Origin of the sequence: Streptomyces zhaozhouensis (genome assembly GCF_900230195.1) — a bacterium.
GTDB lineage: Bacteria > Actinomycetota > Actinomycetes > Streptomycetales > Streptomycetaceae > Streptomyces > Streptomyces zhaozhouensis.
In genome coordinates, this window is sequence record NZ_OCNE01000002.1 from 119,882 (window position 1) to 143,811 (window position 23,930).

The following is a 23,930-nucleotide window of genomic DNA, read 5'->3' on the forward strand; positions in this document are numbered from 1 at the left end:
CCGTCACATGTCTCGTGCACGAGCCGCTACCCGTACCCTCGCCGTCGTCGCGGCCCTCGCCCTGCCCCTGGCCGCCTGCGGCCAGGACTCGGGCGGGGGTGGTGGTCGCGACGACGACGCCGAGGGAGGCACCGTCGGCATCGCGATGCCCACCAAGTCGTCGGAACGGTGGATCGCCGACGGCGACAACGTGGTCTCCCTCTTCGAGGAGGCCGGCTACGAGGCGGACCTCCAGTACGGCGAGAACCGCGTCGAGAACCAGATATCCCAGATCGAGAACATGATCGCCAGGGGCCACGACCTGCTGGTGATCGCCGCCATCGACGGCTCCTCGTTAGGAAACGTCCTCCAGCAGGCGGCCGACGCCGGTATCCCGGTGGTCTCCTACGACCGGCTGCTGCTGAACTCGGAGCACGTCGACTCCTACGCCACCTTCGACAACACCAAGGTCGGCGAACTCCAGGGCCAGTACATCGTGGACGCGCTGGAGCTGGAGGAGAACCCGGACGAGTCGTTCGCCATCGAACTCTTCGCCGGCTCGCCCGACGACAACAACACACGTTACTTCTTCGAGGGCGCCATGAGCGTCCTCGACCCGTATCTGGAGAGCGGTCAACTCGTCGTCCGCAGCGGACAGACCGAGATGAACGAGATCACCACCGAACGCTGGGACGGCGGCATCGCCCAGAACCGGATGGACGACCTGCTCACCGCGCACTACCGGGGCGAGCCGCTGGACGCGGTCCTCTCCCCCTACGACGGCATGTCCATCGGCGTGCTCTCCGCGCTCCGCAGCGTCGGCTACGGCTCCGGCGACCGGCCCTTCCCCGTGGTGACCGGCCAGGACGCCGAGCTGGCCTCGGTCAAGTCGATCGTCGCGGGCGAGCAGACCCAGACCGTCTACAAGGACACCAGGGAACTGGCCCGGCTGGCCGTCGCGATGGGCGACGCGCTGCTCTCCGGCGAGGAACCCGAGGTCAACGACACCGAGAGCTACGACAACGGCGTCAAGGTCGTCCCCGCCTACCTGCTGGAACCGGTCAGCATCGACGCGGACAACTACGAGCTGCTGATCGAGGAGGAGTACTACACCGAGGCCCAGGTGAACGGCTGAGGGCGGACCGAGGAGAGAGCACGCCATGACACAGCACGTGCTGGAGATGCGCGGCATCACCAAGTCCTTCCCCGGCGTCCGGGCCCTCGACGGGGTCGACATCTCGGTGCGCGCCGGTGAGGTGCACGCCGTCTGCGGCGAGAACGGCGCCGGCAAGTCGACCCTGATGAAGGTCCTCAGCGGGGTCCATCCGCACGGCACCTACGGCGGGGAGATCCGCTTCGAGGGGGAGCCCTGCGCGTTCCGCGACATCCGTGCCAGCGAGCGGCACGGGATCGTGATCATCCACCAGGAGCTCGCGCTCATCCCGCAGTTGTCCATCGCGGAGAACATCTTCCTGGGCAACGAGCGTGCCACGCGCGGCGTGATCAGCTGGTCCTCGACGCTGGTGGAGACCGAACGGCTGCTGCGCCGCGTCGGACTCGACGAGCGGCCGGGCACCCGCATCGCCGAACTGGGCGTCGGCAAGCAGCAGTTGGTGGAGATCGCCAAGGCGCTGGCCAAACGGGTCAAGCTGCTGATCCTCGACGAACCGACGGCCGCGCTCAACGACGAGGACAGCCGCAAGCTGCTCGGGCTGATCGGCGAGCTCCGCGACCAGGGCATCTCCTGCATCCTGATCTCGCACAAGCTCAACGAGATCCGGCAGGTCGCCGACACGGTCACCGTGCTGCGCGACGGGCGCTCCATCGAGACGCTCACGGTCCGCCGCTCCGCCGGCGAGCCGGCCGCGATCAGCGACGAGCAGTTGATCACGCGGATGGTCGGCCGCGAGCTCGACCAGTTCTACCCCGACCGCACCCCGTACACCGGCGAGCGCGCCGGACAGGTCGCGCTCACGGTGCGGGACTGGACGGTGCGGCACCCGGTGGACACCGCCAGGACCGTGGTGGACTCCGTCTCGTTCGAGGTGCGGCACGGGGAGATCCTGGGCATCGCCGGGCTGATGGGCGCCGGGCGCACCGAGTTGGCGATGAGCGTCTTCGGACGTTCCTGGGGCCGCTACGTCCGGGGCACCGTCGAGCTGCACGGCCGGGAGGTCTCGACGCGGACGGTGGCGGAGGCCGTCGGCCACGGCATCGCCTATGTCACGGAGGACCGCAAGACCTACGGGCTCAACCTGATCGACACCATCAGCCGCAACATCTCGCTGGCCGCGCTCCCCCGGATGGCGCGCCACGGGCTGGTGGACGCCCACGGGGAACGGCGGGTCGCCGAGCGGTACCGCGGCTCGATGAACATCAAGGCGCCGACGGTCTTCGAACAGGTCGGCCGCCTCAGCGGCGGCAACCAGCAGAAGGTCGTGCTCAGCCAGTGGATCAACGCCGAACCCCAGGTGCTGATCCTCGACGAGCCGACGCGCGGCATCGACGTCGGGGCCAAGGCCGAGATCTACACCGTGATCGACCAGCTCGCCGCGCAGGGGAAGGCGGTGGTGGTGATCTCCTCGGAGCTGTCCGAGCTGCTGGGGGTCTGCGACCGGATCGCCACCATGGCCTTCGGCCGGATGACCGGGGTGCTCGACCGCGCCGAGGCCACCCAGGAGGGCCTGATGCGACTGATGACCAGGACCGGGGTGGGCGCCGTCGACGCCACCGGCCGGCCCGCGACGGGAGAGGGCTGACATGAGCCAGACCACCCTCGGCAAGAACGCCGGGGACAGCCGGGAGCGGGACGGCCGGGGACCCTCGACGGCCCGCGCGTTAACGGGCCAGGCGCTCCGCGCGCTGCGCGACAACATGCGGCAGTACGGGATGGTGATCGCCCTGGTGCTGCTGCTGGGGCTCTTCCAGGTGTGGAGCGGGGGCGACATGCTCCTCCCCCGCAACGTCACCAACATCCTGCTCCAGAACGGCTACATCCTGATCCTGGCCATCGGCATGATGATCGTGATCATCAACGGCCACATCGACCTGTCGGTGGGCTCGCTGGCCGCGTTCACCGGGGCCGCGGCGGCCGTGATGATGGTCGACCACGACATGCCGTGGCAACTGGCGCTCTTCCTCTCGCTGTTGATCGGCGCGGTGGTCGGCGCGTGGCAGGGGTTCTGGATCGCGTACGTGGGCATCCCCTCGTTCATCGTGACGCTGGCGGGGATGCTGCTCTTCCGGGGCGCGACGCAGATCCTGCTGGACGGCCAGTCGGTCTCGCCCTTCCCCGAGGGGTTCCAGGACATCAGCCAGGGCTTCCTGCCGGAGGTCGGCCCGGACACCAACTACCACAACCTGACCGTGCTGATGGGTGTGCTGGTCTGCGCGGTGGCGCTCTTCCAGGAGTGGCGTCAGCGCAAGCAGGCGCTGGCCTACGAGCTGCATGTGCTGCCGTTCCGGATGTTCCTGCTGAAGTGCGCGGCGATCGTGGCGGCGGTGCTGGCGTTCACCCTGACCCTGGCGAGCTACCGGGGCGTGCCCGTGGTGCTGCTGATCCTGGGCGGGCTGCTGGTGGCGATGGGCTTCGTGATGCGCAACGCGGTGATCGGCCGGCACATCTACGCGCTGGGCGGCAACCGCGCGGCGGCGCAGCTCTCCGGCGTCAAGGACAAGCGCGTCACCATGCTGGTCTTCGTCAACATGGGTGTGCTGGCCGCGCTGGCCGGCTGCGTCTTCGCGGCGCGGCTCAACGCGGGAACGCCGGGCGCGGGCAACCTCTTCGAACTGGAGGCGATCGCGGCGGCGTTCATCGGCGGCGCCTCGATGAGCGGCGGCGTGGGCACGGTGCTGGGCGCGGTGATCGGCGGCCTGGTGCTGGGCGTGCTCAACAACGGCATGTCCCTGGTCGGTATCAGTCAGGACGTGCAACAGGTGATCAAGGGGCTGGTGTTGCTGGCCGCCGTGGGCTTCGACGTGTGGAACAAGCGTCGGGCACGTTCCTGAGCTTGCGGCGAGCTTGCGGCGCACGTTCCGGCGAGCGGTCCCGCGAGCTTCCTCGTGACGCGAAGGAACGATCAGCTTCAAACAGAAGTAATCTCAATCCAAGCAATACGGCACAGTCAGCGACGCGACACCACGGGACAACAGAGGAGCAGCCTTCGATGACCACCTCAAGGAGAGCCGTGATCGCGACGGCCGCCGCCGCGGGCCTCACCGTCGCGGCGGCCGGCCGTTCCTCGGCCGGCGGCCACGGCGGCGGACAGGCCCCCCGCCCCGAGCCCTTCGGCCGGTTGGAGGACGGCACCGAGGTCCAGCGCTGGACCCTGGCGCACGGCGACATCCGGCTCGGGGTGCTCAACTTCGGCGGGATCGTCCAGACCCTGGAGGTGCCCGACCGCGAAGGCGAGTCGGTCAACGTCTCCCTGGGCTTCGGCGAACTCGACCCCTACCTGGGGGACTCGCCTTACATGGGCGCGTTGATCGGCCGCTACGGCAACCGGATAGCCGCCGGCCGCTTCACCCTGGACGGCACCGAATACGAGGTGCCGGTCAACGACGGGCCCAACAGCCTGCACGGCGGTACCCAGGGCTTCGACAAGCGGATCTGGGACGTCACCCCGAACGGCGACGCCGGGCTGACCCTCACCTACTCCAGCGCGGACGGCGAGATGGGCTACCCGGGCACGCTGGACGTCCGGGTCGACTACACGCTCGGCGACCGGGGCGAGTTCCGCATCGACTACGAGGCCACCACCGACGCGCCCACGGTGCTCAACCTCACCAACCACACCTACTTCAACCTCGCGGGCGAGGGCAGCGGCGGCGTCTACGACCACAAGCTCAGCCTGGCCGCCGGCCGCTACACCCCCGTCAACGACGTGCTGATCCCCACCGGCGAACTGGCCCCGGTCGGCGGCACCCCGTTCGACTTCCGCCGCGGCAAGACCATCGGCGAGGACATCAGGGACAGCCACCAGCAGATCCTCTACGGGCAGGGCTACGACCACAACTTCGTGCTGGACAAGGGCATCACCCGCCGCCCCGAGCGCTTCGCCCAGGTCTACGAGCGGCGCTCAGGACGGCTGATGACCGTCTCCACCACGGAGCCGGGCGTGCAGTTCTACAGCGGGAACTTCCTGGACGGCACGCTGGTCGGAACGTCCGGCCGGGCCTACCGGCAGGGCGACGGGCTGTGCCTGGAGACCCAGCACTTCCCCGACTCCCCCAACCAGCCCGACTTCCCCTCGACCGTCCTCCGCCCGGGCGAGACCTACCGCTCGACGACGGTCTACGCCTTCTCCACGCGTTAGCCTCCGGCGGTCCCGGGTGACGACCACCCGCCTCGCCGGCGCGGCACCCTGGTCGACTGCGGCCCTCCACGAATGCACCGCGCAGTTCCCCGCGCCCCCAAACCGCCCACCGGCAGCACAGGGGCGCGGGGAACTGCGCGAGCAACCACCCACCGAGCCGAGGACGACCACCCACCCAGCCACGAAGCGCCATAGTCGACTACGGCCCGCCACCCAGCATTCGCGCAGTTCCCCGCGCGCCCCCAAGCCGCCCACCGCCGCCAAGGGGCGCGGGGAACTGCGCGAGCAACCACCCACCGGGGCAAGGACGACAACCCACCCCGGCCGGAAAGGCCGGCCGCGTCACCGCGCCAGCGCCGCCAGTTCCTCCCGCGCCACCGCCAGCACCGACTCCCGCAGCCGCTCCCGGTAGAGCCGCAGGTTCCGCACCGCCGGCTCCGTCTCCGGGTAGCGGGCGGCGAACTGGATCCCCTCGTGCAGCCGGGTCAGCCACACGCACACCCGGTCGCCGTAGGAGACCCGCACCAGCCCGTAGGTCCGCAGCTCGTCCCACCGTTCCGACAGCGGCGCCCCGCGCCCGTCCACGTAGGAGACGAACGAGCACAGGTCCGGTGAGTCGAAGCGGAAGTCCGACCCCAGCAGCGCCAACGCCCGCGTGATCGGCACCCCGGCCAGCGGCCGGTTCGCGCGCAACGCCGCCCGCACCATCGTCAGCGTCTCGTCGAACCCCGAGGCCCGCCCCACGGGGATCTCGATCGGCACCCCGCCCACATACCAGCCGACCGACTCCGACCACCGGGACTTCGCCCTGGTGTGGAACGGCACCACCGTGCGGTAGGTCTCCACGCCTCCCAACTCCCGCACGATCAGCGCCGTCGCCGCCAGCACCCCGACCAACGCCCCGCCGTGCGGCCGGCAGTACCGTTCGAACGCGGTCGCCGCGCGGTCGTCGACCAGCGGCTCGGAGTGGAACCGCTGCCTCGGCAGCGGCCCGCCCTCCGGCGGCAGCCCGAGGTCGACGGGGAACGTCGGCATCACCCCGCCCGAGCGCACGATGAACTCGCGCCACCGCCCGATCAGCGGGTGGTCGCTGTCCACCGCGTCCGCGTGCGCGCGCTCCGTGACGCAGAAGTCGACGTAGCTGGCGACCGAGGGCAGCGGCTCGGCCGCCGCGTCCGACTCGACGGCGTACAGCTGGTGCAGCTCGGCGGGCAGCCGGTAGAGGGAGTGCGCGTCGACGTTGCTGTGGTCGAAGGCGAGATAGAGGCTCGCGCCGTCGGGCCTGACCACGGCCGTGTACAGAAAGTTGGGCCAGCTCAGCGCGTCGGCGGCTCCGTCGAAACGGTCGCGCAGCCGGCGCACCAGCGTCGTCGGCTCCCGGAAGCGTCCGATGTCCGCGCGGCTCAGCTCCACCGCCTCGGCCGGCAGCGTGAAGCGCCGCAGCTCGTCCCCGACCCAGCGGAAGCCGCTGCGCAACGTCTCGTGCCGCGACGTCCAGCAGTGCAGGGCCCGTTGCAGCGCGGCCAGGTCCACCGGGCCCGGCAGGTCGAACGCGACGCCCAGCCAACCGGGGGCGTTCAGACCCGAGTCGCGCGCCTCGCGCGCCGTCCTGAGGTGGAACTCCTGCACGTGCGCCGGCGGTCGCGGATCGTCGGGCGCCGCCCCGGCCGCCGCGACGGTGGCCGGGGACAGCGCCCACTCCACCAGGTAGCCGGGACGGATCTCGCAGCGCTCGATGTCGGTCATACGCACAGGGGGCTCTCCGTTTCCACGCCCGGGGACAGGGGTGGCGCGGGCGCGGGTGGGGGTCGGACGGCTGGCGCCGGGGCCGGCCGCCCGCGCCTCGGCTCTGTTCCTGTGCGCGGGCCACCGGTCGATGGCGTAACGGGACCAACGCGCCGGAGGACCCACGGTCACGCGAGGCTCCGCCGGAGGGGCCCTCGTGTGCCGCCACCGCGGGGCGTCCGACAGGCCACGCTCGCCGCGCGCGGGCGCGGTGACGTGGTGTCCCCGTGGTGTCGTGTCGCGGTGTCGTGCCGCAGTGTCGTGTCGCGGTGTCGTGTCGCCGCGGGCGACGACGGTTCCCGGCGGCCCGGGTGGGTTGACGACCTCGGCCGGTGGTGGGTCGCTCGCGCGGTTCCGCGCGCCCGCTTCCACGCCGGCGCGCCGCCCGGCTCAGGGCAGCAGCACCAGGTCGATCGCGGGGTAGAGCGTGCGCAGCGGGTCGGGCGTCGCGGTGATCACCGGCCACTGGCGGGCGGCGGCCAGATAGGCCACGTGCCCCGGGGTGGTGGTCATCGGCCGGTGCGCGGAGCGCAGGATGCCGGAGCCGACGGCGTGCGCCTCGTCCAGCGGTGCGAAGGTGACCAGCGGGAAGCGCAGTATCGCCGTCAACGCGTCCCGGCCGTGCGGATGCAGGTCGGCGGAGGCGTCGGCGACGCAGCAGGCCGGCGCGAGCAGCGGGATGACGTGCCGGTGCGCGGTGCTCAGCAGGGCCCGCATGTGGGGGCTGCCCTGGGCGGCGGCGACCAGCGCCGTGGTGTCCAGGATGCGTCCGCCTATCGCGGGGGCGGCGCCCGAGGGTTCGTCGGGCGCCGTCACGCGGCGCCGCGCCCCTCAGCGCCGTCCACCCTTTCGACGCCGTCCACGCCGTCGATGCCCAGGACGCGGTCGGCCCAGCGCAGGTGCTCCTCGCCCGGCAGCTGGTCGCCGAAGAGCCGCCGCAGCGTCTCGTCGACCTCGGCGGTCTCCTCCTCGCGGCGCAGCAGCTCCTGGATGTGCCCCGAGACGCTGGGAATCCGCCCGGCGGCCTCGGCGGCCTTCAACCGCATCAGCTGGTCCTCCGGCAACGAAATCGCCGTCTTCCGCATGGTCATACTTCAGTACTACCACGCGAACGGTCCCGCGGCCAGCCCGCTCCCCGTCCTACCGGATCGCACGCCCCACGGGTTCACTCCGCGACGATCACCCCGGTCGCCACCAGCACGCTCGTCGCCGCGGCGGCCGCCGTCCCGGCCACGGCGGCGCCGGCCGCCTCCGCGCCCCAGTCGCCGCGTTCCAGCCCCTTGGCCCGCACCGCGACCCGCCGGGTCGTCTCAGCCGCCGTCCGCCCCGTCCTCTCGCCGAATAATCTGGTCGGCACGGTAGAGCACCTTCAGCTGAGCCGGGTTGTACAGCTCGACCAGCGCCTGCGCCACGGTGCTCCGCGCGCGCTCCGGGCCGCCGGCTCCCCCCGCGCCCACCACGTCGAGCCGGGGGTAGTTCTCCTGCTGGGCGCGGATCTCCGGCGCCATCAGCACGGCCAGCCGCTCGATCGTCGCCGCGTCCGCGTCAGCCGACAGGGTGTCGAACTCGGCGTCGTGGGCGCGCGGTTGACGCACCGACTCCAGCAGATCGCCCATGACGTCGTCGGTGAAGACCTGCGAGTAGATCAGCAGCATCGCCCGGTCGGTCTCCGTCAGCTGGTCGGCGACCTCGCCGAACCCGTTCGGCACGTCCATCGGCGCCCGATGGCGCAGCAGCGACGCCAACTCTTCGCGCACCCGCTGGAGTCGATCGATCGTCGCCGCCAACTCGGCGTCCAGTTCCCTGATCGCCTCGTCCGGCCGCTGGTCGGGGTGGCCCAGCGCGGCGATCTGGGACAGGGACATGCCCAGGTCGCTCAGCCGCTTGATCTGCAACAGCCGGACCAGATGGGCCACCTGGTACTGCTTGTAGCCGTTGGAGGCCCGCTCGGGGACCTCCAGCAGACCGATCGAGTGGTAGTGCCGGACAGCCTTGACGGTCGTCCCCGCCAGTTCCGCGAGCTGTCTGGTGCTCCACGCCATGCTGCGCCTCCTCCGGGCCGGCCCCGGTTCCGCCCCGGGCGCGCCGTCAACGGCACAAGTGGAAACCATGCCCTTGGGGCACGGTCAACCGGCCGTGCCCCTCCGGGCACGGCGGTCCGGCGGGCGGGCGTTCAGTGGCCCCCGCAGCACGGGTGCGGATCGGGCACCTCGAACGGCACGAAGCCGGCGCGGGCCGGGGCGAGTCGCAGCGTCAACGTGGCACCGAGCCGCTCCGGCCGCAGATGCCCCCTGGTCTCCACCCACGCCTCGGGCCCGACGGCCGCCCCGCCGAGCACCCGCACCGCGTCGATGGCGGTGCGGGCGAGCAGCTCGGCGACGGTGATCCGTTCCGGCAGGCCCGCCGCGCCGGGGAAGAGCACCGCCCGGCCCCCCTCGGGCGCCGCCGCGAGGGCGGCCACCGCGTCGGCGTGCCAGCGTTCCGGCCCCCGCACCCCCTCGGGGCCGGCCACCGCCAGCCGCGGCGCGACCTCGGGCAGCAGCCCGAACGCGGCCTCGGCCAGGCTCGCGCTCGGCAGCCCGAGACTGAGCCCGAGCCGGCCCGGCGCGACGCGGTGCGTCTGCCCCAGGGCGGCGTTCGACAGCGGGAGTTCGTCGACCAGGCCCAGCAGCAGGTGGTCGGCGTCGGCGTTCCGGGAGTGACCGGCGGCGAGCCCCAGCCAGTGATGCGGACCGGCGGACGGGCGCTGCGGGGACATGGTGACCATCCCGGTGTCGAGGTGCGTGTGCCTCCCGACGGTCCCACCCCCGTCGTGCCGGACGGGAACACCCCGGGGACGCGCGGACCGCCACCGGGTGAACACCGTCCGTGCGCCTCCTCCCGCACCGCACCGCCCCGCGGCCTTCGGGCGAGCGTGCGGCGCGCGGGTGTGACCTTTCTGCGGTGCGCCGCGTCGGGAGGGAGAGACGGTCTCAACACCGGAAGACCAACGCCCCGAAGGGATCACCACCGATGCACGTCCACCTGACCCGGCCCCGCGCCGCCGTTGACGGGAGCGGCGCATGACGACTGTCCTGCTCGTCGCCACCCTGCTGTGCGTTCTGGCGAACGCCTCGATCGCCGTCGCCGACTACGCGCGGGCGGGATTCGTGTTGCAGAACTCCGCCGAGGTGCACGTGCCCGAGCGCGCGCTGCCGTATCTCGCGACGCTGAAGCTGGCCGGAGCGGTCGGGCTCGTCGCCGGGCTGGTCTGGGAACCCTGGCTCGGGGTCGCCGCCGGGGTCGGGCTGACGCTGTTCTTCCTCGGCGCGGTCGGCGCCCACCTGCGGGCGCGGGTCCTGCACAACATCGCGTTCCCCGGCATGTACCTGCTGCTCGCGGTGGCGGCCCTCGCCCACCTGGTCGACAGGGCGACCGGGGCCTGAGGACGCCCCGGCCGCGTCGTCCGGATGCCGGATGAGGAGCGCGACGGTCGGCACTTGACCACGACGCGACGTCACGGTTTGAGCTTGCCGCATGACCCGGATCGCCTTTCTCTACCTGTCCTCGTTCGGCACGTCGCTGCTGGGCAACTCGGTCACCGCGATCGCTCTGCCCCTGCTGGTGCTGTTCACCACCGGGAGCCCGCTCGGCGCCGGGGTCGTCGCGGCCGCCGCCGCGGTGCCCGCCGCCGTCGCCGGCCTGCTGATGGGCTCGCTCATCGACCGGATCAACCGCCGCACCGCCGCGGTCCTCTCCGACGTGATCTCGGCCGTGGCGTTGCTCGTCCTGCCGATCGTCGACCTGACGGTCGGGCTGAACCTGGGGTGGTTCGTCGCGGTGGCCGTCCTCAACTCCTTCGGGGACGTGCCCGGCATCACCGCCCGGGAGGCGATGCTTCCCGCGATCGCCGAGGCCGCCGGGCTGGCCCCCGCGCGGCTCATCGGCCTGCGGGAGTCGTTGGCCGGGGTGGCGCTGCTGCTCGGCCCCGCGGTCGCGGGCGTGCTCGTCGCGGCCCTGACACCGGTGACCGTGCTGTGGATCACCGCCGGCACGGCGGCGCTGGCGGCCCTGCTCACCCTCGCCATCCCCGCACGGGCGGCGGCGCATCGCCGCGAAGGCGGCGACGAACCCGAGGCCGCGCGCGTCGGAGCCGTGTTCGACGGCCTGGTGATCCTCTTCCGTTCCCCGCTGCTGCGCGGCATGGTGCTGCTGGGGGTGACACTGGCCGTCGTGCTGGCCGCCACGCAGGGGATGGTGATACCGGTGCACTTCGCGTTCCACGACGAGCCCCAGTACGTCGGCTTCGTCCTCAGCGCGCTCGCCGCCGGCCTGCTTGTCGGCGGCGGCCTGTTCGCCACCCTGGGCCACCGCGTGCCGCGCCGGACCTGGTTCACCACCGGGCTCGCCGTTCTGGCGGTCGGCTTCGCCGTGGTCGGCGTACTGGGCCCGGTGTGGTCGATCTTCGCCGGCGCGGCGATCGTGGGGCTCGGCGGTGGCTGTATGAACGCGGTGGTCGGGCTGACCTTCGTCGAGAACGTCGACGAGTCCCGACGCGGCAAGGTGCTGGGCGCCCAGAACGCCATCATGACGCTGGTCCCCGCGGCGGGCGTCGGCGGCGCCGCCGTGCTGGTCGAGGCCGGCGGCCTCCACCTCGTCACGACGTGTCTGGCCGCGCTGTGGCTCGCCGCGGCCACCGCGGCGCTGCTCAGCCCGAACATCCGCCGGCTGGGACGGGAGCCGGCCTGATGCGCGTCGGAGAGCTGGCGGAACTCGCCGGGGTCACGGTGCGCACCGTCCGCTACTACCACCAGGTCGGGGCCCTCCCGACGCCGCCGCGTCGCTCCAACGGCTACGGGGACTACACCGTCGACCACCTGGTGACGCTGTTGCGGATCCGGCAGCTCACCGCCTCCGGCCTGTCGCTGGCACAGGCCGGAGCCGTGGTCGCCGACTCCGCGTCCGACTCCGACTCCGCGTCGGATCCCGCCTCCGCCTCCGCCGAGGAGGTGCTCGACGAGGTCGACCGGACCCTGGAGGCGCGGATCGCCGCGCTCACCGAGCAGCGCAGGCGGCTCGCCCAGGCCAGGTCGGGGCGCCATGTCGGCCTGTCGAGGCTGGCCGCCGCCCTCACCGTCAGGCCCACCGACCTCCCCGTGGCGACCCTGATCGCCCATCTCTACGCGGACGCGCCGCAGGCGGACCTGCTGGCCGACGCGCTGCTCACGCCGGAGTCCCGGTCGGCCCTGGTCTCGTTGCAGCAGCGGTTCGACGCCATCGACGAGTCGTCTCCTGACAGCGTGCTGGAGGCGCTCGCCGAGGAGGTGCGGCGGGTCGTCGCGGCACTCCCCGGCGATCTGCCGCCCGTGCCCGAGGAGCGCCACCGGCTCGTCCTCACCCTGGCGGCACGCGATCTGAACGACCGGCAACGGGAGTTGGTGCGCCGCCTGGACTGACGGCGGCGACCACCACGCGGGGCGGGGGAAAGTCGGTGGGGCGCGGCGCGGCGGCGCGGTGCGCCTACGCGGCGGCGGAGACCAGCACGCCGCCGACGGCCGAGCGGTCGTCGGGGACGCCGACCAGGTGGACGGTGGTGTTCTCGCGCGTCGCCTCGCCGAGCGCGGCGGCGACCGCGTCCGTGAGCGCGGCGGCCAACCGTTCGGCCGCGTCCGGCATCCGCGTGAACAGCCCGGCCCTGCTGTGCAGCAGCACGTCGGGCGGCGGCGCGGCACCGAGCTCGCCGCCCACGGCGAACCGCGCGGTCGGCACGCCGTGGAGGGCGATGACCACCAACGGCCGGGCCCAGTCGCCGTAGACGGAGACGACCGCGTCGGTGAGGCCGTCGACCAGGGGCTGCTCGACGGTGCCGTCGAGAAGTTCCTCGGCGAGGGTTACGGTGCAGTGCGGCATGGGTCCTCCAGTTGCCGAAGCAGGGCCAAACACCCTGGAAAACAAAACAGCTTTGGAAGCAAACGTAATGCCCGCGACGCCTCCCGTCCATCCCGTTTCCGGCGACCCCGACGACACCGAGGGGCTCGACGGCGCCATCCGCACCCTGCTGCTGGTGCTGCCGCGCGCCGTCGGCCGGATCAAGCGGCTCGAAGTCCCGGGGGAACTACGGGAGATGGCCCTCGCGCCACGCCATCTGTCACTGCTCTCGTTCCTGCTGCTCGACGGCCCGATGACCGTCCGCGAACTGGCCGACCGCCTGGAGGTGGCGCCCACCACGGCCAGCCTGCTGGTCGGCGAGCTCAGCCGGAAGGGCGTGCTCGACCGCCGCGAGGACGCACACGACCGCCGCCGCCGGATCGTCAGCATCCCGGAGTCGGCCCGGCCGGCCCTGGAACAGTGGCTGGCCCCCGGCGCCCGCGCCTGGCGCACGGCGCTGACGCCGCTCTCCCCCGCGGAACGCCGCGCCGTCGTCCGGGCGTTCACCGCGTACGAGGCCGCGCTGGCGGAGTCGGACGGGAGCTGACCCCGTCGGTCCACACCGGCCGGGCCGCCGGCCGCCGAGGGCCGGGACACGGGCACAGGCACGGGCACGCGGTCCGGGCCGGAGGCCCGCACGCCCCGACCCGGCGCGGCGCGGGTCGGGGCGTGGCGTGGCGTGCCGGCGGGGTCAGCCGGTGCGAGCCGTCAGCGGGTCACTCGGGGAGGACCCACATCGGGTTGGCGTAGAACCACAGGTCCTCCCACGGGTCCGCGTCGCCCTCGACGTCGAGGGCGGGGCCGTGGGGGTCGACGTCCGCGCCGCCCAGTCCGGTCTGGACGCGCTTGCCGTCGGTGCCGCGCACGCGGACGTAGCAAGGGTCGGCGACCTTGCCGAGGTCGTAGGTGAGGGTCACGGTGCCCTCGGTCTGGTCGACCTCCCAGGACTTCACGACCCGGGTGTCGGGGGCGTGGAAGGAGTCGGCGTCCGAGACGGCGCCGGTGACGGCGCCCCGGATGACGTCGACGCGGGCGAGGCGGGGGACGAAGTTGGCCCAGTTGGGGACGGCGGCCAGGGCGATCCTGAGCTTGAGCCGCACCCGGGTGCCGCGCCGCACCATCAGGGTGTCGCCGAGGGTCACCGAGCGCCCGCCGCCGTTGAGTTGGGCGTCGAGGCCGGCGATCAGACCGCCGTGGTCGACCCAGACCCGGCCGGCGCGGATGCCGTCCATCACGGCGGCGTAGGAGAAGTCGCGGGCACCGACGTGGGTGCGGCTGTACTGCCCCGGCCAGAAGTCGCCCGCGCCGAGGTTGAGTCCGGCACCGGCGTAGACCGGGTCGCCGTGGAAGCCGTCGCGGTCGTAGTCGGAGCCTTCGGGGCGGGCGGAGGTGTCGGCGTAGTTGACGTGGGAGTCGGAGTTGGCGGTGATCCACCACGGCTTGCCCTCGGCGAGCAGGCTGTCCCACAGGCCGCCGACGGTCGCGGTCATCCAGTCGAAGCCGCCCCAGGTGCGGTAGCTCTCGGCCGGGTAGCCGGGGAACGAGTTGGGCCCCGGGCTGCCGGTGTAGTAGCCGCGGCCGCTGCCCTGGCCGTGCGGGGCGGGGATGCCGGCGGCCTGGTGGCCGGGGGCGCCCTCGAAGCCGACGGCGATCCGGGGCTGGGCGTCGCGCCAGCCGCGGATCTCGTGGGGGGAGTCGACGCCCTGCCGGGCGGGATGGTTGGCCAGCATCAGCGCGTCGCGGACGGTGCGGCGGCGGACCTGCTCGGCGAGGAAGTCCAGGCCGGCGATGGCCAGCGCCTCGTTGGCCGGGGAGTTGCCGCTGGCCCCGTTGACGCTGCCGTCGTAGTCGGTCTCGAACTGCTTGAGCACCCGCACCTCGTCGGAGCCCGGGTGGACGAAGACGGTGCCGTGCTCGGCGGAGGGGATGTTCCACTCCAGACCCTGGAAGACGAGGGTGTCGTCGTAGGTCTCGCGGGCGGCGCGGATCTCGGGGTTGACCTTCTCGACGCCGATGCGGCTGTGGTTCTCGTTGCCGTGGTCGGTGATGACCATCCAGTCCAGGCCGTGGCGGGAGCCGTTGCGGACCTGGTCCTCCACCCGGTACATGGCGTCGGGGCTGAACTGGGTGTGGATGTGGTGGTCGCCGGCGAGCCAGCGCAGCCGGCCCGGCCGGCCGCCGCCCCGCCCCGCCTGCCCGGCGGCGGCGGCCGGGGTGAGGGCGCCGGTCGCGCCGGTGACCAGGCCGGCCCCGGCCATGCCGGCGCCGAGCAGTCCCGCGGAGCGCAGGACGCCGCGGCGGGAGAGCTGTCCTGGGCTCAACTCCTCGTCGGGGACGGTGAGGTCGAGCGCCTCGGGCAGGTCTCCGCTCTCGGTCGCGCCGTGCTGGTGCGGGTGGTGGTGGTCGTGTCCGTGGTGGTGCTGGTGGCCGTGGCCCATGGGGTGTGGCTCCCGAGGTGAGGTGGTGGTGCGTGTGCGGGACAACGGCACCCTCGGGGCGTTCCATGAACGGCGGGTGAGCACGAGGGGGCGACCACGCGCCCGGGGAACGGCTCTTTTCGGACAGTTCCGCCGTCTTCTGACAGGCCGAAGCCCGCCGCCCCCGGACATCCGGGTCAACGGGTGGCGGCGGGCGTCTCGGCGGGCCCGCCCGGCGGGCGGGGCGGGCCGGGGCGGGTCAGGCCAGGCGGATCACGTTCCAGGAGAGCGGTTCCAGGGTGGCCTTCAACGTGCCGTCCTCCAGGGTGGTGCCGGTGCCGGCGTGGGGGGTGACCCGGTCGGGGTCGTCGGCGGTGTTGCGGGCGTCGGCGTCCGCGTCGGAGAGCACGCTGTGCTCGACGACCTCGCCGCGCGCCAGGCCGAGGCCGGCGAGGGCGACTTCGAGGTCCAGCGCGCGGCGCTGGTCGCGGTTGACGGCGAAGACGGTGACGGCGCCGGTCTCGTCGTCCCGCACGGCCGTGGCGTGCAGCAGGTCGACCTCGCCGTACCTGGCGGTCTCGTGCGTGGGCCCCTGCGGGCGGACGTCGAGCACCGTGCCCCGGCCGTACTTCGAGGCCTGGGCGAACGGGTAGTAGATGGTCTGCCGCCAGGCCGGTCCGCCGGGCACGGTGGCGATCGGCGCGATGACGTTGACCAGCTGGGCCTGGCAGGCGACCTTGACGCGGTCGGCGTGGCGCAGCAGGGCGATCAGCAGCGAGCCGACGACGACGGCGTCGGTCACCGAGTAGTTGTCCTCCAGCAGCCGGGGCGCCTCGGCCCAGTCCTCGCCCCTGCCCTCGTCGCTGAGCTGCGGCGAACTGCCGTCCTGGTACCAGACGTTCCACTCGTCGAAGGAGAGGTTGATCTTCTTCTTCGACTTCAGTCGGGCGCCGACGTGGTCGGCGGTGGAGACGACGTTCTCGATGAACGACTCGGTGTCCACGGCGGAGGCGAGGAACGAATCCCGGTCGCCTTCGGTCTCGTAGTAGTACGCGTGCAGCGAGACGTGGTCGACGAGGTCATAGGAGTGCTCAAGAACGGTCGCCTCCCAGCGGGCGAACGTCTCCATCCCCTGGTTCGAGCTGCCGCACGCCACCAACTCGACGTCCGGGTCGATCTGCCGCATGGCACGCGCGGTCTCGGCGGCGATCCGGCCGTACTCCTCGGCCGTCTTGTGGCCGGTCTGCCAGGGGCCGTCCATCTCGTTGCCCAGGCACCAGAGCCGGATGTCGAACGGGTCGGTGTCGCCGTGTGCGACCCGCAGGTCGGACAGGGCCGTGCCGGCGGGGTGGTTGGCGTACTCCTGGAGCTCGATCGCCTCGGCGACGCCCCGGGTGCCGAGGTTGACGGCCATCATCGGGGTGGAGCCGACCTTGCGGACGAAGTCGATGAACTCGCTCAGCCCGAAGCGGTTGCTCTCCGTGGAGCGCCAGGCGAGGTCGAGCCGGCGGGGCCGCTCGTCGCGCGGGCCGACGGAGTCCTCCCACTTGAAGCCGGAGACGAAGTTGCCGCCGGGGTACCGGACGACGGTGACCCCCATCTCCCTGACCAGGTCCATGACGTCGGTGCGCAGCCCGGCCTCGTCGGCGCTGGGGTGGCCGGGCTCGTAGACGCCGCTGTAGACGCAGCGGCCCAGGTGCTCGACGAAGGAGCCGAAGATCCGTTCGTCCACGGGGGAGACGGCGAAGGCGGGGTCGAGGGTGAAACGGGCGGTGTGCTCAGAACTCATGCGGGTCCCTGCGGTTCAAGGGGGCGGCTCGTTCGACATCTCGTACGTTCGACATCTCGTACTTCGATCGCAACTTCGAACAAAATCTATGGTCGGGAACGAGCCGCCGTCAACGGTCCCGAGCGATCGTTCCGACCACGGATGTCCATCGATGTACGTACCCGTTCACGGGCGCGCTCACCGTTGTCCGCTTCCTCGCCCTCCCTGCCCGACGATGCCCGTGTGTGCCACATCTCGCACACAAGGCCCGGGGGTTCACGGACACGTGGCCCGGGACGGCGAGAAGGCGAAGGGGTCGGGCACGCCGTCCTGTGCGACGGCGTGCCCGACCCCTCGGACGCGCGGGTGGCCGGTGGCTCAGTCGCCCACGGCGACCAGCATCTTGCCGACGTTGCCCCCGCGCATCATCCGCAGGAACGCGTCCGTCGCGTGCTCGATCCCCTCCACCACCGTCTCCCGGTGGCGCAGCCGGCCCGAGCTGACCCACTCGCCCGCCTCGCGCAGGAACGTGTCGCGCAGCGCGGCGTGGTCCATCACCAGAAAGCCCTCGATCCGCAGCCGCTTGCCGACCACCAGCCCCAGGTTGTGCGGCGCGGGAGAGGGCTCGGTCGCGTTGTAGCCGGAGATCATCCCGCAGACGGCCACCCGGCCGAACCGGTTGAGCGCGTCCAGCGCGGCCTCCAGATGGTCGCCGCCCACGTTGTCGAAGTAGACGTCGATCCCCTCGGGTGCGGCCTCGGCCAACTGCTCGCCGATCGGCGCCGCCTTGTAGTCCAGCGCCGTGTCGAAGCCGTACTCCTCGGTCAGCAGCCGGGCCTTCTCCGGGCCGCCCGCGCTGCCGATGACCCGGCTCGCGCCCAGCAGCCGCGCCAACTGCCCGGCGACGCTGCCCACGGCGCCCGCCGCGCCCGAGACGAAGACCACGTCGCCGTCGCGCACCCTGGCGACCTCCTTCAGCCCCGCGTAGGCGGTGTGCCCGGTCATACCGAGCACGCCGAGAAACGCGGTGTCGGGAACGTCCAGGCCCCGGGGGACGGTGGAGACCCAGGCGGCCGGCAGCGTGGCGTACTCCCGCCAACCGAGCTGGTGCACCACGAGGTCCCCCACCTCGACGCCCTCCGCCTCCGAGGCCACCACCTCGCCGAGCGCGTCCCCGGTCATCGGCTCGTCCAGACGGAACGGCGGCACGTAGGACTTGGCGTCGTTCATCCGGCCGCGCATGTAGGGGTCGACCGAGAGATAGCGGTTGCGGACCAGCACCTGCCCGGGGCCCGGCTCGCGGACGGGCGCCTCGCGCAGCGCGAAGTCCTCGTCGGTCGGCCACCCCGAGGGGCGCGCGACCAGGTGCCACTCACGGCTGGTGCTGGGCAGGGACATCAGGGACCGCCTCCTGTCACATTCGTTTCACGGATCGTAGCGACACCGTGCGCAACGCCCCGGGGCTCCCGCGCCATTCCCGGCGCGCGCCGCGCCGCCCGCGCGCCCCGGCGCCCGGACCGCGCAACCCGCGCCGGCCGCGGGCCACTTCAGCCGGCGAACGCCGGCAGCGGCAGCCCCTGCCCGATCCCCCGCAGCACCAGCAGCGAACCGGCCACCGGCTCGGCGCTCGGGCCGAGCCCGACCCGCGCCGTGCTCACATAGAGGTCCCGCAGGTCGTCGCCGCCGAACGCGAGGGCCGTCGTCCGGCTCGCCGGCAGCTCGACCGTCCGGTCCAGCGCGCCGTCCGGCGTGAACCGCCGCACCGCGCCGCCGTCCCAGAACGCCACCCAGAGGCAGCCCTCCGCGTCCACCGTCATCCCGTCGGGGAACCCGCCCAGGCGGGCGGTGTCCACCAGCACCCGACGCTCCCCCACCGAGCCGTCCCCGGCCACGGTGAACGCGTCCACCCGCCGGGTCGGGGTGTCGATGTAGTACAGCGTGCCGCCGTCCGGGCTCCACCCCAGACCGTTGCTCACCGTCACCTCGGGCAGCACCGTGGTCGCGGAACCGTCCGGGCGCACCCGAACGAGGGACCCGCCGCCCGGCCGTTCGTCGTAACGCATCGAGCCGGCCCACAGCGAGCCGTCCGGCGCCACCGCCGCGTCGTTCCCCCGCCGGCCCGGCACCACCTCGCGGTGCAGCCAGCGGAACGTGCCGTCCGGGTCGTAGACGCCGACCCCGTCGCGGAGGTTGACCACCAGGCCGCCGCCCGCCCGCGGCTTGGCCGCGCCCACGTGCTGCTCGGTGGGCAGCACGGCGCGGCGGCCGGTCGAGGGGTCGAGGGTGTGCACCCGGGCGGAGAGGATGTCCACCCAGATCAGCCGGCGGGACCCGGGGTCCCAGGTCGGCCCCTCCCCCAGCTCGGCCCGTGCCCGAACGGCGATCTCCCAAGCGACTGCCACCGCGATTCCCCTTCCCCGCGCTCCACTCCGACTCCGGCCCCGGTACGTGGCCCCGGCCCCGGTCCCGGTCCCAGCCTCCCCGACGGCGGCTCAGCCGACCCCGTGGTGGCCGAGACGCTCCGAGAGCCGGCCCGCGCCCTGGCGGGCCAGCTCGGTCAGCTCCCGCTGCCGCGCCTCGCTCCAGCGGATCATCGGCACGGAGACGCTGAGCGCCGCCACCACCCGTCCCGAGCGGTCCCGCACCGGGGCGGCCACGCAGGTGACGTCCGCGTTGGACTCCTGGCTCTCGGTGGCGACCCCGCGCGCGGCGATCTCGGTCAGCGCGGCGCGCAACGCGGTCACGTCGGTGATCGAGTTGGCCGTCATCGCGGGGAGTTCGCCCCCGTCGGGCAACCGCGCGTCCAGCTCCTCGGCGCTCAGCGACGCCAGCAGCATCTTGCCGACGGCCGTGCAGTGCGCCGGCAGCCGGCGCCCGGCGGCGGAGACCATCCGCACCGCGTGGGTGCTGTCGACCTTGGCGATGTAGATCACGTCGGTGCCGTCCAACACCGCGACATGCACCGTCTCCCCGCAGGTCTCGGCCACAGAACGGGCGACCTGCTGCCCCTCGGCGGCCAGGTCCAGCTGCTCCGCGTAGCGGCTGCCGAGCTGGTAGGTGCGCACGCCGAGCCGGTAGCGGCCCGGCTGCTCGACGACCGGCACCAGATAGGAGCGGGCCGCCAGCGTCGTCACCAGCTCGTGCACCGTGGTGCGCGGCAGCTGGAGGCGGCGGGTGATCTCGGGCGCGGACAGGGTCCCGTCGCCTTCGAGGAAGAGCTCCAGTATGTCCAGCGCCCGGCTCACCGCCGGTACCCGTCTCCCCATGCCCGATGCCTCCCCTGCCGCACGGGCCGCACGGCCCCGCCGGCCCCACTGGCGGGCCACTCGGTCCCGCTCACCAACGTTCGGCATCCCGACCGTGAGACGAGATGCCGAACACCACGCTAGCCATCGGCGCCAGCGACGGCAATGCCCGTCACCGACGGCGATGCCCGCCGCGCGCTCCCCGCGCGCGGCGGGCGAACCCGGCCGTTGTCAGCGTCGGCGCCTCAGCGCGTGCCCCACTCGTCGGCGAGCGCGGCGTCCGACGCTTCGCCGTGGTTTCCGACGGCCCGCAGGCGGCCCGCCACTCCCTCCGGGAGCCGGTCGCCGGCCCGGTCGGCCACCACGCCGGCGGCCCTGGCGGCGGCCTGCCGGCCGGCCTGGGCGGCGGAGTCGACGCTGTTCCTGACGGCGGGATTGGCCCTCAACCGCTCGGCGGCGGCGGACAGTTGCTCGTACCGCTCACGTCCGGCCCGCGTCCCGAGCACATACCCGACGGCCACTCCCGCGATGAACACCAGCTTGCGCATGGGATGCTCCTCTTCTCGCTTCCGTTGATCTTCTCCTGACCCGCCCGGCCTCCCATAACCGGGTGACCCGGATACGGATTTCGGAGCACCCCCGCACATGCGCTAATGTATGGCCCGCAGCGCGGTGCCGCTCCCCACCTGAGGGTGGCGGCCCCGAGCGGAGCAGTCCCCTGTAGCTCAATTGGCAGAGCAGCCGGCTGTTAACCGGCAGGTTACTGGTTCGAGTCCAGTCGGGGGAGCATCACACGAAGGGCCCCTTTCGGGGCCCTTCGCCGTTTCCGCCGCATCTCTCCGCCAACCTCGGGAACCGATCACCCCGTGCACGGTGTCCCTGGTGGTGTAGACCCGCCCGACCCGGGCGGCAGATCGTATGAGCAGCTATGCTGCGGCAGACGGCGCGCACAGTTGTGCGCGGCACGCCGAGAAGGGGCAGTAGCTCAGCCGGTTAGAGCAACGGACTCATAATCCGTCGGCCGTGGGTTCGAGTCCCACCTGCCCCACCTTCTCACCGCCCGGGACGCGTTCGGCCCGCGACGCGACAGCGGGCGCGGCGCGGCGCGGGTCACCCGGGTTGAGCGGCCCTCAGTTCGGCCGCGCGGGCTCGTGCTCGCCCTCCTCCAACCTGACGACCCCCTCGCCGAAGCGCTCCTCGACGGCCGCCCGCAGCTCGGGGGTGATCTCGGCGGTCACGGCACTGACGACGTTGTCCGGCTGGTCCACGACCGGGTTGTCGATGCCCGGGAAGTCGTCCGCCAGCGCGTCGCGCACCTCGTCCAGCTCCGCGTGGGTGTGTTCGGCCTCGACCAGGCACAGGCCACCGCCCCACAGCGCACGCAGCTCCGCCTCGTGCCCGGCGGGGTCGCCGGTGTAGGCCGCGGCGACGATCACGTTGCCGGGGTCCGTCGACGGGTGCCCCTCGCCCTCCAGCTCCTCCTGGTCGATGTACGCGGTCCACACGCCGGCGTAGGCGTCGAGCTCCCGGGCCCGCTCCGTCACCGCGGCGAGGTCCGACGCGTCGGTCCTCGCCGGGTCGGCGATCCAGCCGCCCTCGGGCCGCGCGCAGGGCCGTTGCTCCACCCCGCCGTCCCGCTCCGCCGCCGACGGGGAAGCCCGGCCTCCCCCGTCGTCACGCGCGCCGTCCGCGTCCGCCCCGGCGCACGCGCCGGCTCCCAGCAGACAGACCCCGGCCCCCAGCGACGCCCAGGCGGCCCGGATCCGCCGCGAGCCCGGCACTCCCCTGTATCGCCTCATGCGGCTGTGACGGCCCCGACCCCGGCGCGGGTTCCGCCCGGGGCCGAACGGCCCACGGTTTCCCCGCTGTTGACCCCCGACGCTCCCTCCCCGTCCCCTCTCCGCCCGCCTGCCGCCGGACCGACCGACACCATCGACGGCCCGTACACGTCGAGGCTCACTTTCTCGCGCATGTCGTTGACACCCCCGGACGCGGTGTTTAGCCTCTGGACACCATTTAACTGATTCAAGTCAGGTACTCAGGTCACCTGAAAATGCGTCGGGGCGCGCCGCCCCGACCTGGCCTGGGGCGCGGAGCGCCCTTCCCACTCGTCCGGGAGCTCGTATGAGAACTGAGACGTTCGACCGATGCCTATCCGAGAACCCGACGTCCCGCAGGTCCGTGGCGATCATGACGATCGCCTGTGTGGCCGTGGTCTTCGACGGCTACGACCTCCAGGTCCTCGCCTACTCACTGCCCAAGCTCGTGGACGAGTGGGACATCTCCTCGACGCGGGCCGGCCTGCTGGCCACCTACACGTTCATCGGACTCTTCGCCGGCGCGGTCCTGCTGGGCGCCGCCGGCGACCGGTGGGGCCGCAAGCGGATGCTGGTGGTGGGGGTCACCGTCTTCGCCGTCTTCACCGGCACCGCCGGCTTCGTGGACGGCTACGAGCAGTTCGCGGTGCTGCGGTTCTGCGCCGCGCTCGGCATGGGCGGGGTCCTGCCGGGGGCGATCACCATGGTCACCGACTACACCCCGGCGGCTCGGCGGGGCCGCATCACCGCACTGTGCGGCGGCTGCTTCACCTTCGGCTTCGTGGTCGCCGCGGTGGCCTCCCGTCTGGTGGTGCCGAACCACGGCTGGCGCCCACTGTTCCTGGTCTCCTACTCGGCACTGCTGCTCGCCGTGGTGATCGCCGTGGTGATCCCCGAGACCCCCCAGTACCTGGCGGCCCGGGGCCGGCTCTCCGAGGCGGCCGCCACCGCGCGGACGGTCTTCCCCGCCATGCGTCGACCGTTGGAACGGGTGACACCGGCGGAGTTCTTCGCGGACGCCGAGGGGAAGGCCGTGGCCCGCGCCGTCGGGCTGCGGGCGCTGTGGACCCCCCGCTACCGCAGGACGACGATCCTGGTCTCGGCGCTCTATCTGTGTGTCCAGTTCGCCGTCTACGCGATGAGCTTCTGGATGGTGACCCTGCTGGTCAGGCGCGGGCTGTCGCTGGCCTCCAGCTACGGCTACGCGATCGAGCAGGCGGCGGCGGCGACGGCGGGCGGCTTCGTGATCGGCTGGTTCCTGGACCGGATGGACCGACGGCTGGTGCTGGCCGCGGCGTTCGCGGCCGGCGGCGTCTCCCTGACCCTGTTCGGCTTCACCACCTCGGTGGCGGCCCTGTATGTGCTGAACGCGCTGGCCGGCGCGCTGGTGATCGGCGGACAGAACACGGTGCACAGCCTGGTGATGGACGCCTACGGGGTGGAGGCGCGGGGCACCGCGCTGGGTTGGGCGCTGGGCATCGGCCGGGTCGGCGGACTGCTCGGCCCGCTCGTCGGCGGCTTCCTACTCGACCTGGACATGCCGTTCCCGCTGTACTTCGTGGTCTTCGCGGTCCCGGCGCTGCTGGCCGCCCTCACCACGCTGGCCCTGCGCTCCACCCGCGGCCGGGCGCCGGTCGAGGGGGCTCCCACGGACGGCGCGGTGTCGGCCCGGACCTGAGGCGTCCGGCCGGCGCCGG

23 protein-coding genes and 2 tRNA genes are annotated in these 23,930 nt (G+C 72.7%); 11 read left to right on the forward strand and 14 right to left on the reverse strand.

The genetic code is table 11. The annotated features are described in order from the left end of the window. Positions 1–7: 7 nt before the first annotated feature. The 4 genes from chvE (at position 8) to CRP51_RS03750 (ending at position 5,294) form a co-directional block, all read left to right on the forward strand. Entirely contained in the window at positions 8–1,114 is a 1,107-nt protein-coding gene (gene chvE / locus CRP51_RS03735; RefSeq protein ID WP_097229523.1) for a multiple monosaccharide ABC transporter substrate-binding protein, read from the forward strand. 25 nt (positions 1,115–1,139) lie between these two features. After that, positions 1,140–2,738 (forward strand): multiple monosaccharide ABC transporter ATP-binding protein, encoded by a 1,599-nt coding sequence (mmsA, locus tag CRP51_RS03740; RefSeq protein WP_097229524.1) that lies wholly within the window; start codon positions 1,140–1,142, stop codon positions 2,736–2,738. Between the two features lies 1 nt (position 2,739). Continuing rightward, positions 2,740–3,987 (forward strand): multiple monosaccharide ABC transporter permease, encoded by a 1,248-nt coding sequence (gene mmsB, locus CRP51_RS03745; RefSeq protein WP_245880351.1) that lies wholly within the window; start codon positions 2,740–2,742, stop codon positions 3,985–3,987. A 158-nt stretch (positions 3,988–4,145) separates the two neighbouring features. Next, a complete protein-coding gene (locus CRP51_RS03750) occupies positions 4,146–5,294 on the forward strand; it encodes an aldose epimerase family protein (protein WP_097229525.1) in 1,149 nt (382 codons plus the stop codon). 342 nt (positions 5,295–5,636) lie between these two features. On the opposite strand, the gene CRP51_RS03755 is transcribed toward CRP51_RS03750, so the two are convergent. From CRP51_RS03755 to CRP51_RS03775, 6 genes are all read right to left on the reverse strand, one after another. Next, entirely contained in the window at positions 5,637–7,046 is a 1,410-nt protein-coding gene (locus tag CRP51_RS03755; RefSeq protein ID WP_097229526.1) for a condensation domain-containing protein, read from the reverse strand. A gap of 423 nt (positions 7,047–7,469) precedes the next feature. Further along, on the reverse strand, positions 7,470–7,895 hold the full coding sequence (locus CRP51_RS03760) for a PIN domain-containing protein (RefSeq protein ID WP_097229527.1): 426 nt from the start codon (positions 7,893–7,895) through the stop codon (positions 7,470–7,472). Further along, positions 7,892–8,170 carry a hypothetical protein gene (locus CRP51_RS03765; protein WP_097229528.1) on the reverse strand — a complete coding sequence of 93 codons (279 nt, stop codon included), beginning with the start codon at positions 8,168–8,170 and terminating at the stop codon, positions 7,892–7,894. Before CRP51_RS03765 ends, CRP51_RS03760 begins: the two co-directional genes overlap by 4 nt. Before the next feature lie 74 nt (positions 8,171–8,244). Next, positions 8,245–8,436 carry a hypothetical protein gene (locus tag CRP51_RS28430; protein WP_141514538.1) on the reverse strand — a complete coding sequence of 64 codons (192 nt, stop codon included), beginning with the start codon at positions 8,434–8,436 and terminating at the stop codon, positions 8,245–8,247. Continuing rightward, positions 8,390–9,121 carry a helix-turn-helix domain-containing protein gene (locus CRP51_RS03770; protein ID WP_097229529.1) on the reverse strand — a complete coding sequence of 244 codons (732 nt, stop codon included), beginning with the start codon at positions 9,119–9,121 and terminating at the stop codon, positions 8,390–8,392. The genes CRP51_RS28430 and CRP51_RS03770 overlap by 47 nt, the downstream gene beginning before the upstream one ends. A gap of 131 nt (positions 9,122–9,252) precedes the next feature. Beyond that, a complete protein-coding gene (locus tag CRP51_RS03775; protein ID WP_141514539.1) occupies positions 9,253–9,837 on the reverse strand; it encodes a hypothetical protein in 585 nt (194 codons plus the stop codon). Positions 9,838–10,141: 304 nt separating this feature from the next. On the opposite strand from CRP51_RS03775, the gene CRP51_RS03780 reads away from it, so the two are divergent. The 3 genes from CRP51_RS03780 to CRP51_RS03790 all read left to right on the forward strand — a co-directional run bounded on the left by CRP51_RS03780 (position 10,142) and on the right by CRP51_RS03790 (position 12,514). Next, complete coding sequence (locus CRP51_RS03780) at positions 10,142–10,504, forward strand: DoxX family protein (protein WP_097229531.1); 363 nt, start codon at positions 10,142–10,144, stop codon at positions 10,502–10,504. Positions 10,505–10,595: 91 nt separating this feature from the next. Continuing rightward, complete coding sequence (locus CRP51_RS03785; RefSeq protein ID WP_097229532.1) at positions 10,596–11,807, forward strand: MFS transporter; 1,212 nt, start codon at positions 10,596–10,598, stop codon at positions 11,805–11,807. Beyond that, positions 11,807–12,514: a MerR family transcriptional regulator gene (locus tag CRP51_RS03790; RefSeq protein ID WP_097229533.1), complete on the forward strand. Its 708-nt coding sequence runs from the start codon at positions 11,807–11,809 to the stop codon at positions 12,512–12,514. The genes CRP51_RS03785 and CRP51_RS03790 overlap by 1 nt, the downstream gene beginning before the upstream one ends. Positions 12,515–12,578: 64 nt before the next feature. Here the strand turns inward: CRP51_RS03790 and CRP51_RS03795 are convergent, their stop codons facing one another. Beyond that, positions 12,579–12,968, reverse strand: a complete 390-nt coding sequence (locus CRP51_RS03795) for a tautomerase family protein (protein ID WP_097229534.1) — start codon at positions 12,966–12,968, stop codon at positions 12,579–12,581. A gap of 67 nt (positions 12,969–13,035) precedes the next feature. Here CRP51_RS03795 and CRP51_RS03800 point away from each other — a divergent pair, with 67 nt between their 5' ends. Then, positions 13,036–13,533, forward strand: coding sequence for a MarR family winged helix-turn-helix transcriptional regulator (locus CRP51_RS03800; RefSeq protein WP_097229535.1), 498 nt, complete (start codon positions 13,036–13,038; stop codon positions 13,531–13,533). A 169-nt stretch (positions 13,534–13,702) separates the two neighbouring features. Here the strand turns inward: CRP51_RS03800 and CRP51_RS03805 are convergent, their stop codons facing one another. The 6 genes from CRP51_RS03805 to CRP51_RS03830 all read right to left on the reverse strand — a co-directional run bounded on the left by CRP51_RS03805 (position 13,703) and on the right by CRP51_RS03830 (position 20,964). After that, positions 13,703–15,424 carry a PHP domain-containing protein gene (locus CRP51_RS03805; protein WP_097229536.1) on the reverse strand — a complete coding sequence of 574 codons (1,722 nt, stop codon included), beginning with the start codon at positions 15,422–15,424 and terminating at the stop codon, positions 13,703–13,705. 238 nt (positions 15,425–15,662) lie between these two features. Further along, positions 15,663–17,192, reverse strand: coding sequence for an arabinosylfuranosidase ArfA (arfA, locus tag CRP51_RS03810; RefSeq protein WP_097229537.1), 1,530 nt, complete (start codon positions 17,190–17,192; stop codon positions 15,663–15,665). A gap of 357 nt (positions 17,193–17,549) precedes the next feature. Next, the gene (locus CRP51_RS03815) at positions 17,550–18,569 is read right to left on the reverse strand and encodes an NADP-dependent oxidoreductase (protein WP_170970424.1); all 1,020 of its coding nucleotides are present in this window, start codon (positions 18,567–18,569) and stop codon (positions 17,550–17,552) included. A gap of 149 nt (positions 18,570–18,718) precedes the next feature. Further along, entirely contained in the window at positions 18,719–19,573 is an 855-nt protein-coding gene (locus CRP51_RS03820; protein ID WP_097229539.1) for an SMP-30/gluconolactonase/LRE family protein, read from the reverse strand. A gap of 90 nt (positions 19,574–19,663) precedes the next feature. Then, complete coding sequence (locus CRP51_RS03825) at positions 19,664–20,437, reverse strand: IclR family transcriptional regulator (RefSeq protein ID WP_097229540.1); 774 nt, start codon at positions 20,435–20,437, stop codon at positions 19,664–19,666. Between the two features lie 224 nt (positions 20,438–20,661). Next, positions 20,662–20,964 carry a hypothetical protein gene (locus CRP51_RS03830; protein WP_097229541.1) on the reverse strand — a complete coding sequence of 101 codons (303 nt, stop codon included), beginning with the start codon at positions 20,962–20,964 and terminating at the stop codon, positions 20,662–20,664. Between the two features lie 166 nt (positions 20,965–21,130). On the opposite strand from CRP51_RS03830, the gene CRP51_RS03835 reads away from it, so the two are divergent. Continuing rightward, positions 21,131–21,203: transfer RNA gene (locus tag CRP51_RS03835), tRNA-Asn, on the forward strand. A 187-nt stretch (positions 21,204–21,390) separates the two neighbouring features. Continuing rightward, positions 21,391–21,464, forward strand: a tRNA-Ile gene (locus tag CRP51_RS03840). Positions 21,465–21,546: 82 nt separating this feature from the next. Here CRP51_RS03840 and CRP51_RS03845 read toward each other — a convergent pair. Beyond that, positions 21,547–22,215, reverse strand: a complete 669-nt coding sequence (locus tag CRP51_RS03845; protein ID WP_141514540.1) for a hypothetical protein — start codon at positions 22,213–22,215, stop codon at positions 21,547–21,549. Positions 22,216–22,540: 325 nt separating this feature from the next. Between CRP51_RS03845 and CRP51_RS03850 the strand changes: the two genes are divergently transcribed. Next, the gene (locus tag CRP51_RS03850) at positions 22,541–23,911 is read left to right on the forward strand and encodes an MFS transporter (RefSeq protein ID WP_097229543.1); all 1,371 of its coding nucleotides are present in this window, start codon (positions 22,541–22,543) and stop codon (positions 23,909–23,911) included. Positions 23,912–23,930 lie beyond the last annotated feature (19 nt).

Excerpts from the sequence above, each read along its gene's own strand:
- chvE (WP_097229523.1), top strand. The coding sequence starts at position 8 with ATGTCTCGTGCACGAGCCGCTACCCGTACCCTCGCCGTCGTCGCGGCC.
- mmsA (WP_097229524.1), top strand. The coding sequence starts at position 1,140 with ATGACACAGCACGTGCTGGAGATGCGCGGCATCACCAAGTCCTTCCCC.
- mmsB (WP_245880351.1), top strand. The coding sequence starts at position 2,740 with ATGAGCCAGACCACCCTCGGCAAGAACGCCGGGGACAGCCGGGAGCGG.
- CRP51_RS03750 (WP_097229525.1), top strand. The coding sequence starts at position 4,146 with ATGACCACCTCAAGGAGAGCCGTGATCGCGACGGCCGCCGCCGCGGGC.
- CRP51_RS03765 (WP_097229528.1), bottom strand. The coding sequence starts at position 8,170 with ATGACCATGCGGAAGACGGCGATTTCGTTGCCGGAGGACCAGCTGATG.
- CRP51_RS03770 (WP_097229529.1), bottom strand. The coding sequence starts at position 9,121 with ATGGCGTGGAGCACCAGACAGCTCGCGGAACTGGCGGGGACGACCGTC.
- CRP51_RS03775 (WP_141514539.1), bottom strand. The coding sequence starts at position 9,837 with ATGTCCCCGCAGCGCCCGTCCGCCGGTCCGCATCACTGGCTGGGGCTC.
- CRP51_RS03780 (WP_097229531.1), top strand. The coding sequence starts at position 10,142 with ATGACGACTGTCCTGCTCGTCGCCACCCTGCTGTGCGTTCTGGCGAAC.
- CRP51_RS03785 (WP_097229532.1), top strand. The coding sequence starts at position 10,596 with ATGACCCGGATCGCCTTTCTCTACCTGTCCTCGTTCGGCACGTCGCTG.
- CRP51_RS03790 (WP_097229533.1), top strand. The coding sequence starts at position 11,807 with ATGCGCGTCGGAGAGCTGGCGGAACTCGCCGGGGTCACGGTGCGCACC.
- CRP51_RS03795 (WP_097229534.1), bottom strand. The coding sequence starts at position 12,968 with ATGCCGCACTGCACCGTAACCCTCGCCGAGGAACTTCTCGACGGCACC.
- CRP51_RS03800 (WP_097229535.1), top strand. The coding sequence starts at position 13,036 with ATGCCCGCGACGCCTCCCGTCCATCCCGTTTCCGGCGACCCCGACGAC.
- CRP51_RS03805 (WP_097229536.1), bottom strand. The coding sequence starts at position 15,424 with ATGGGCCACGGCCACCAGCACCACCACGGACACGACCACCACCACCCG.
- arfA (WP_097229537.1), bottom strand. The coding sequence starts at position 17,192 with ATGAGTTCTGAGCACACCGCCCGTTTCACCCTCGACCCCGCCTTCGCC.
- CRP51_RS03815 (WP_170970424.1), bottom strand. The coding sequence starts at position 18,569 with ATGTCCCTGCCCAGCACCAGCCGTGAGTGGCACCTGGTCGCGCGCCCC.
- CRP51_RS03825 (WP_097229540.1), bottom strand. The coding sequence starts at position 20,437 with ATGGGGAGACGGGTACCGGCGGTGAGCCGGGCGCTGGACATACTGGAG.
- CRP51_RS03830 (WP_097229541.1), bottom strand. The coding sequence starts at position 20,964 with ATGCGCAAGCTGGTGTTCATCGCGGGAGTGGCCGTCGGGTATGTGCTC.
- CRP51_RS03845 (WP_141514540.1), bottom strand. The coding sequence starts at position 22,215 with ATGAGGCGATACAGGGGAGTGCCGGGCTCGCGGCGGATCCGGGCCGCC.
- CRP51_RS03850 (WP_097229543.1), top strand. The coding sequence starts at position 22,541 with ATGAGAACTGAGACGTTCGACCGATGCCTATCCGAGAACCCGACGTCC.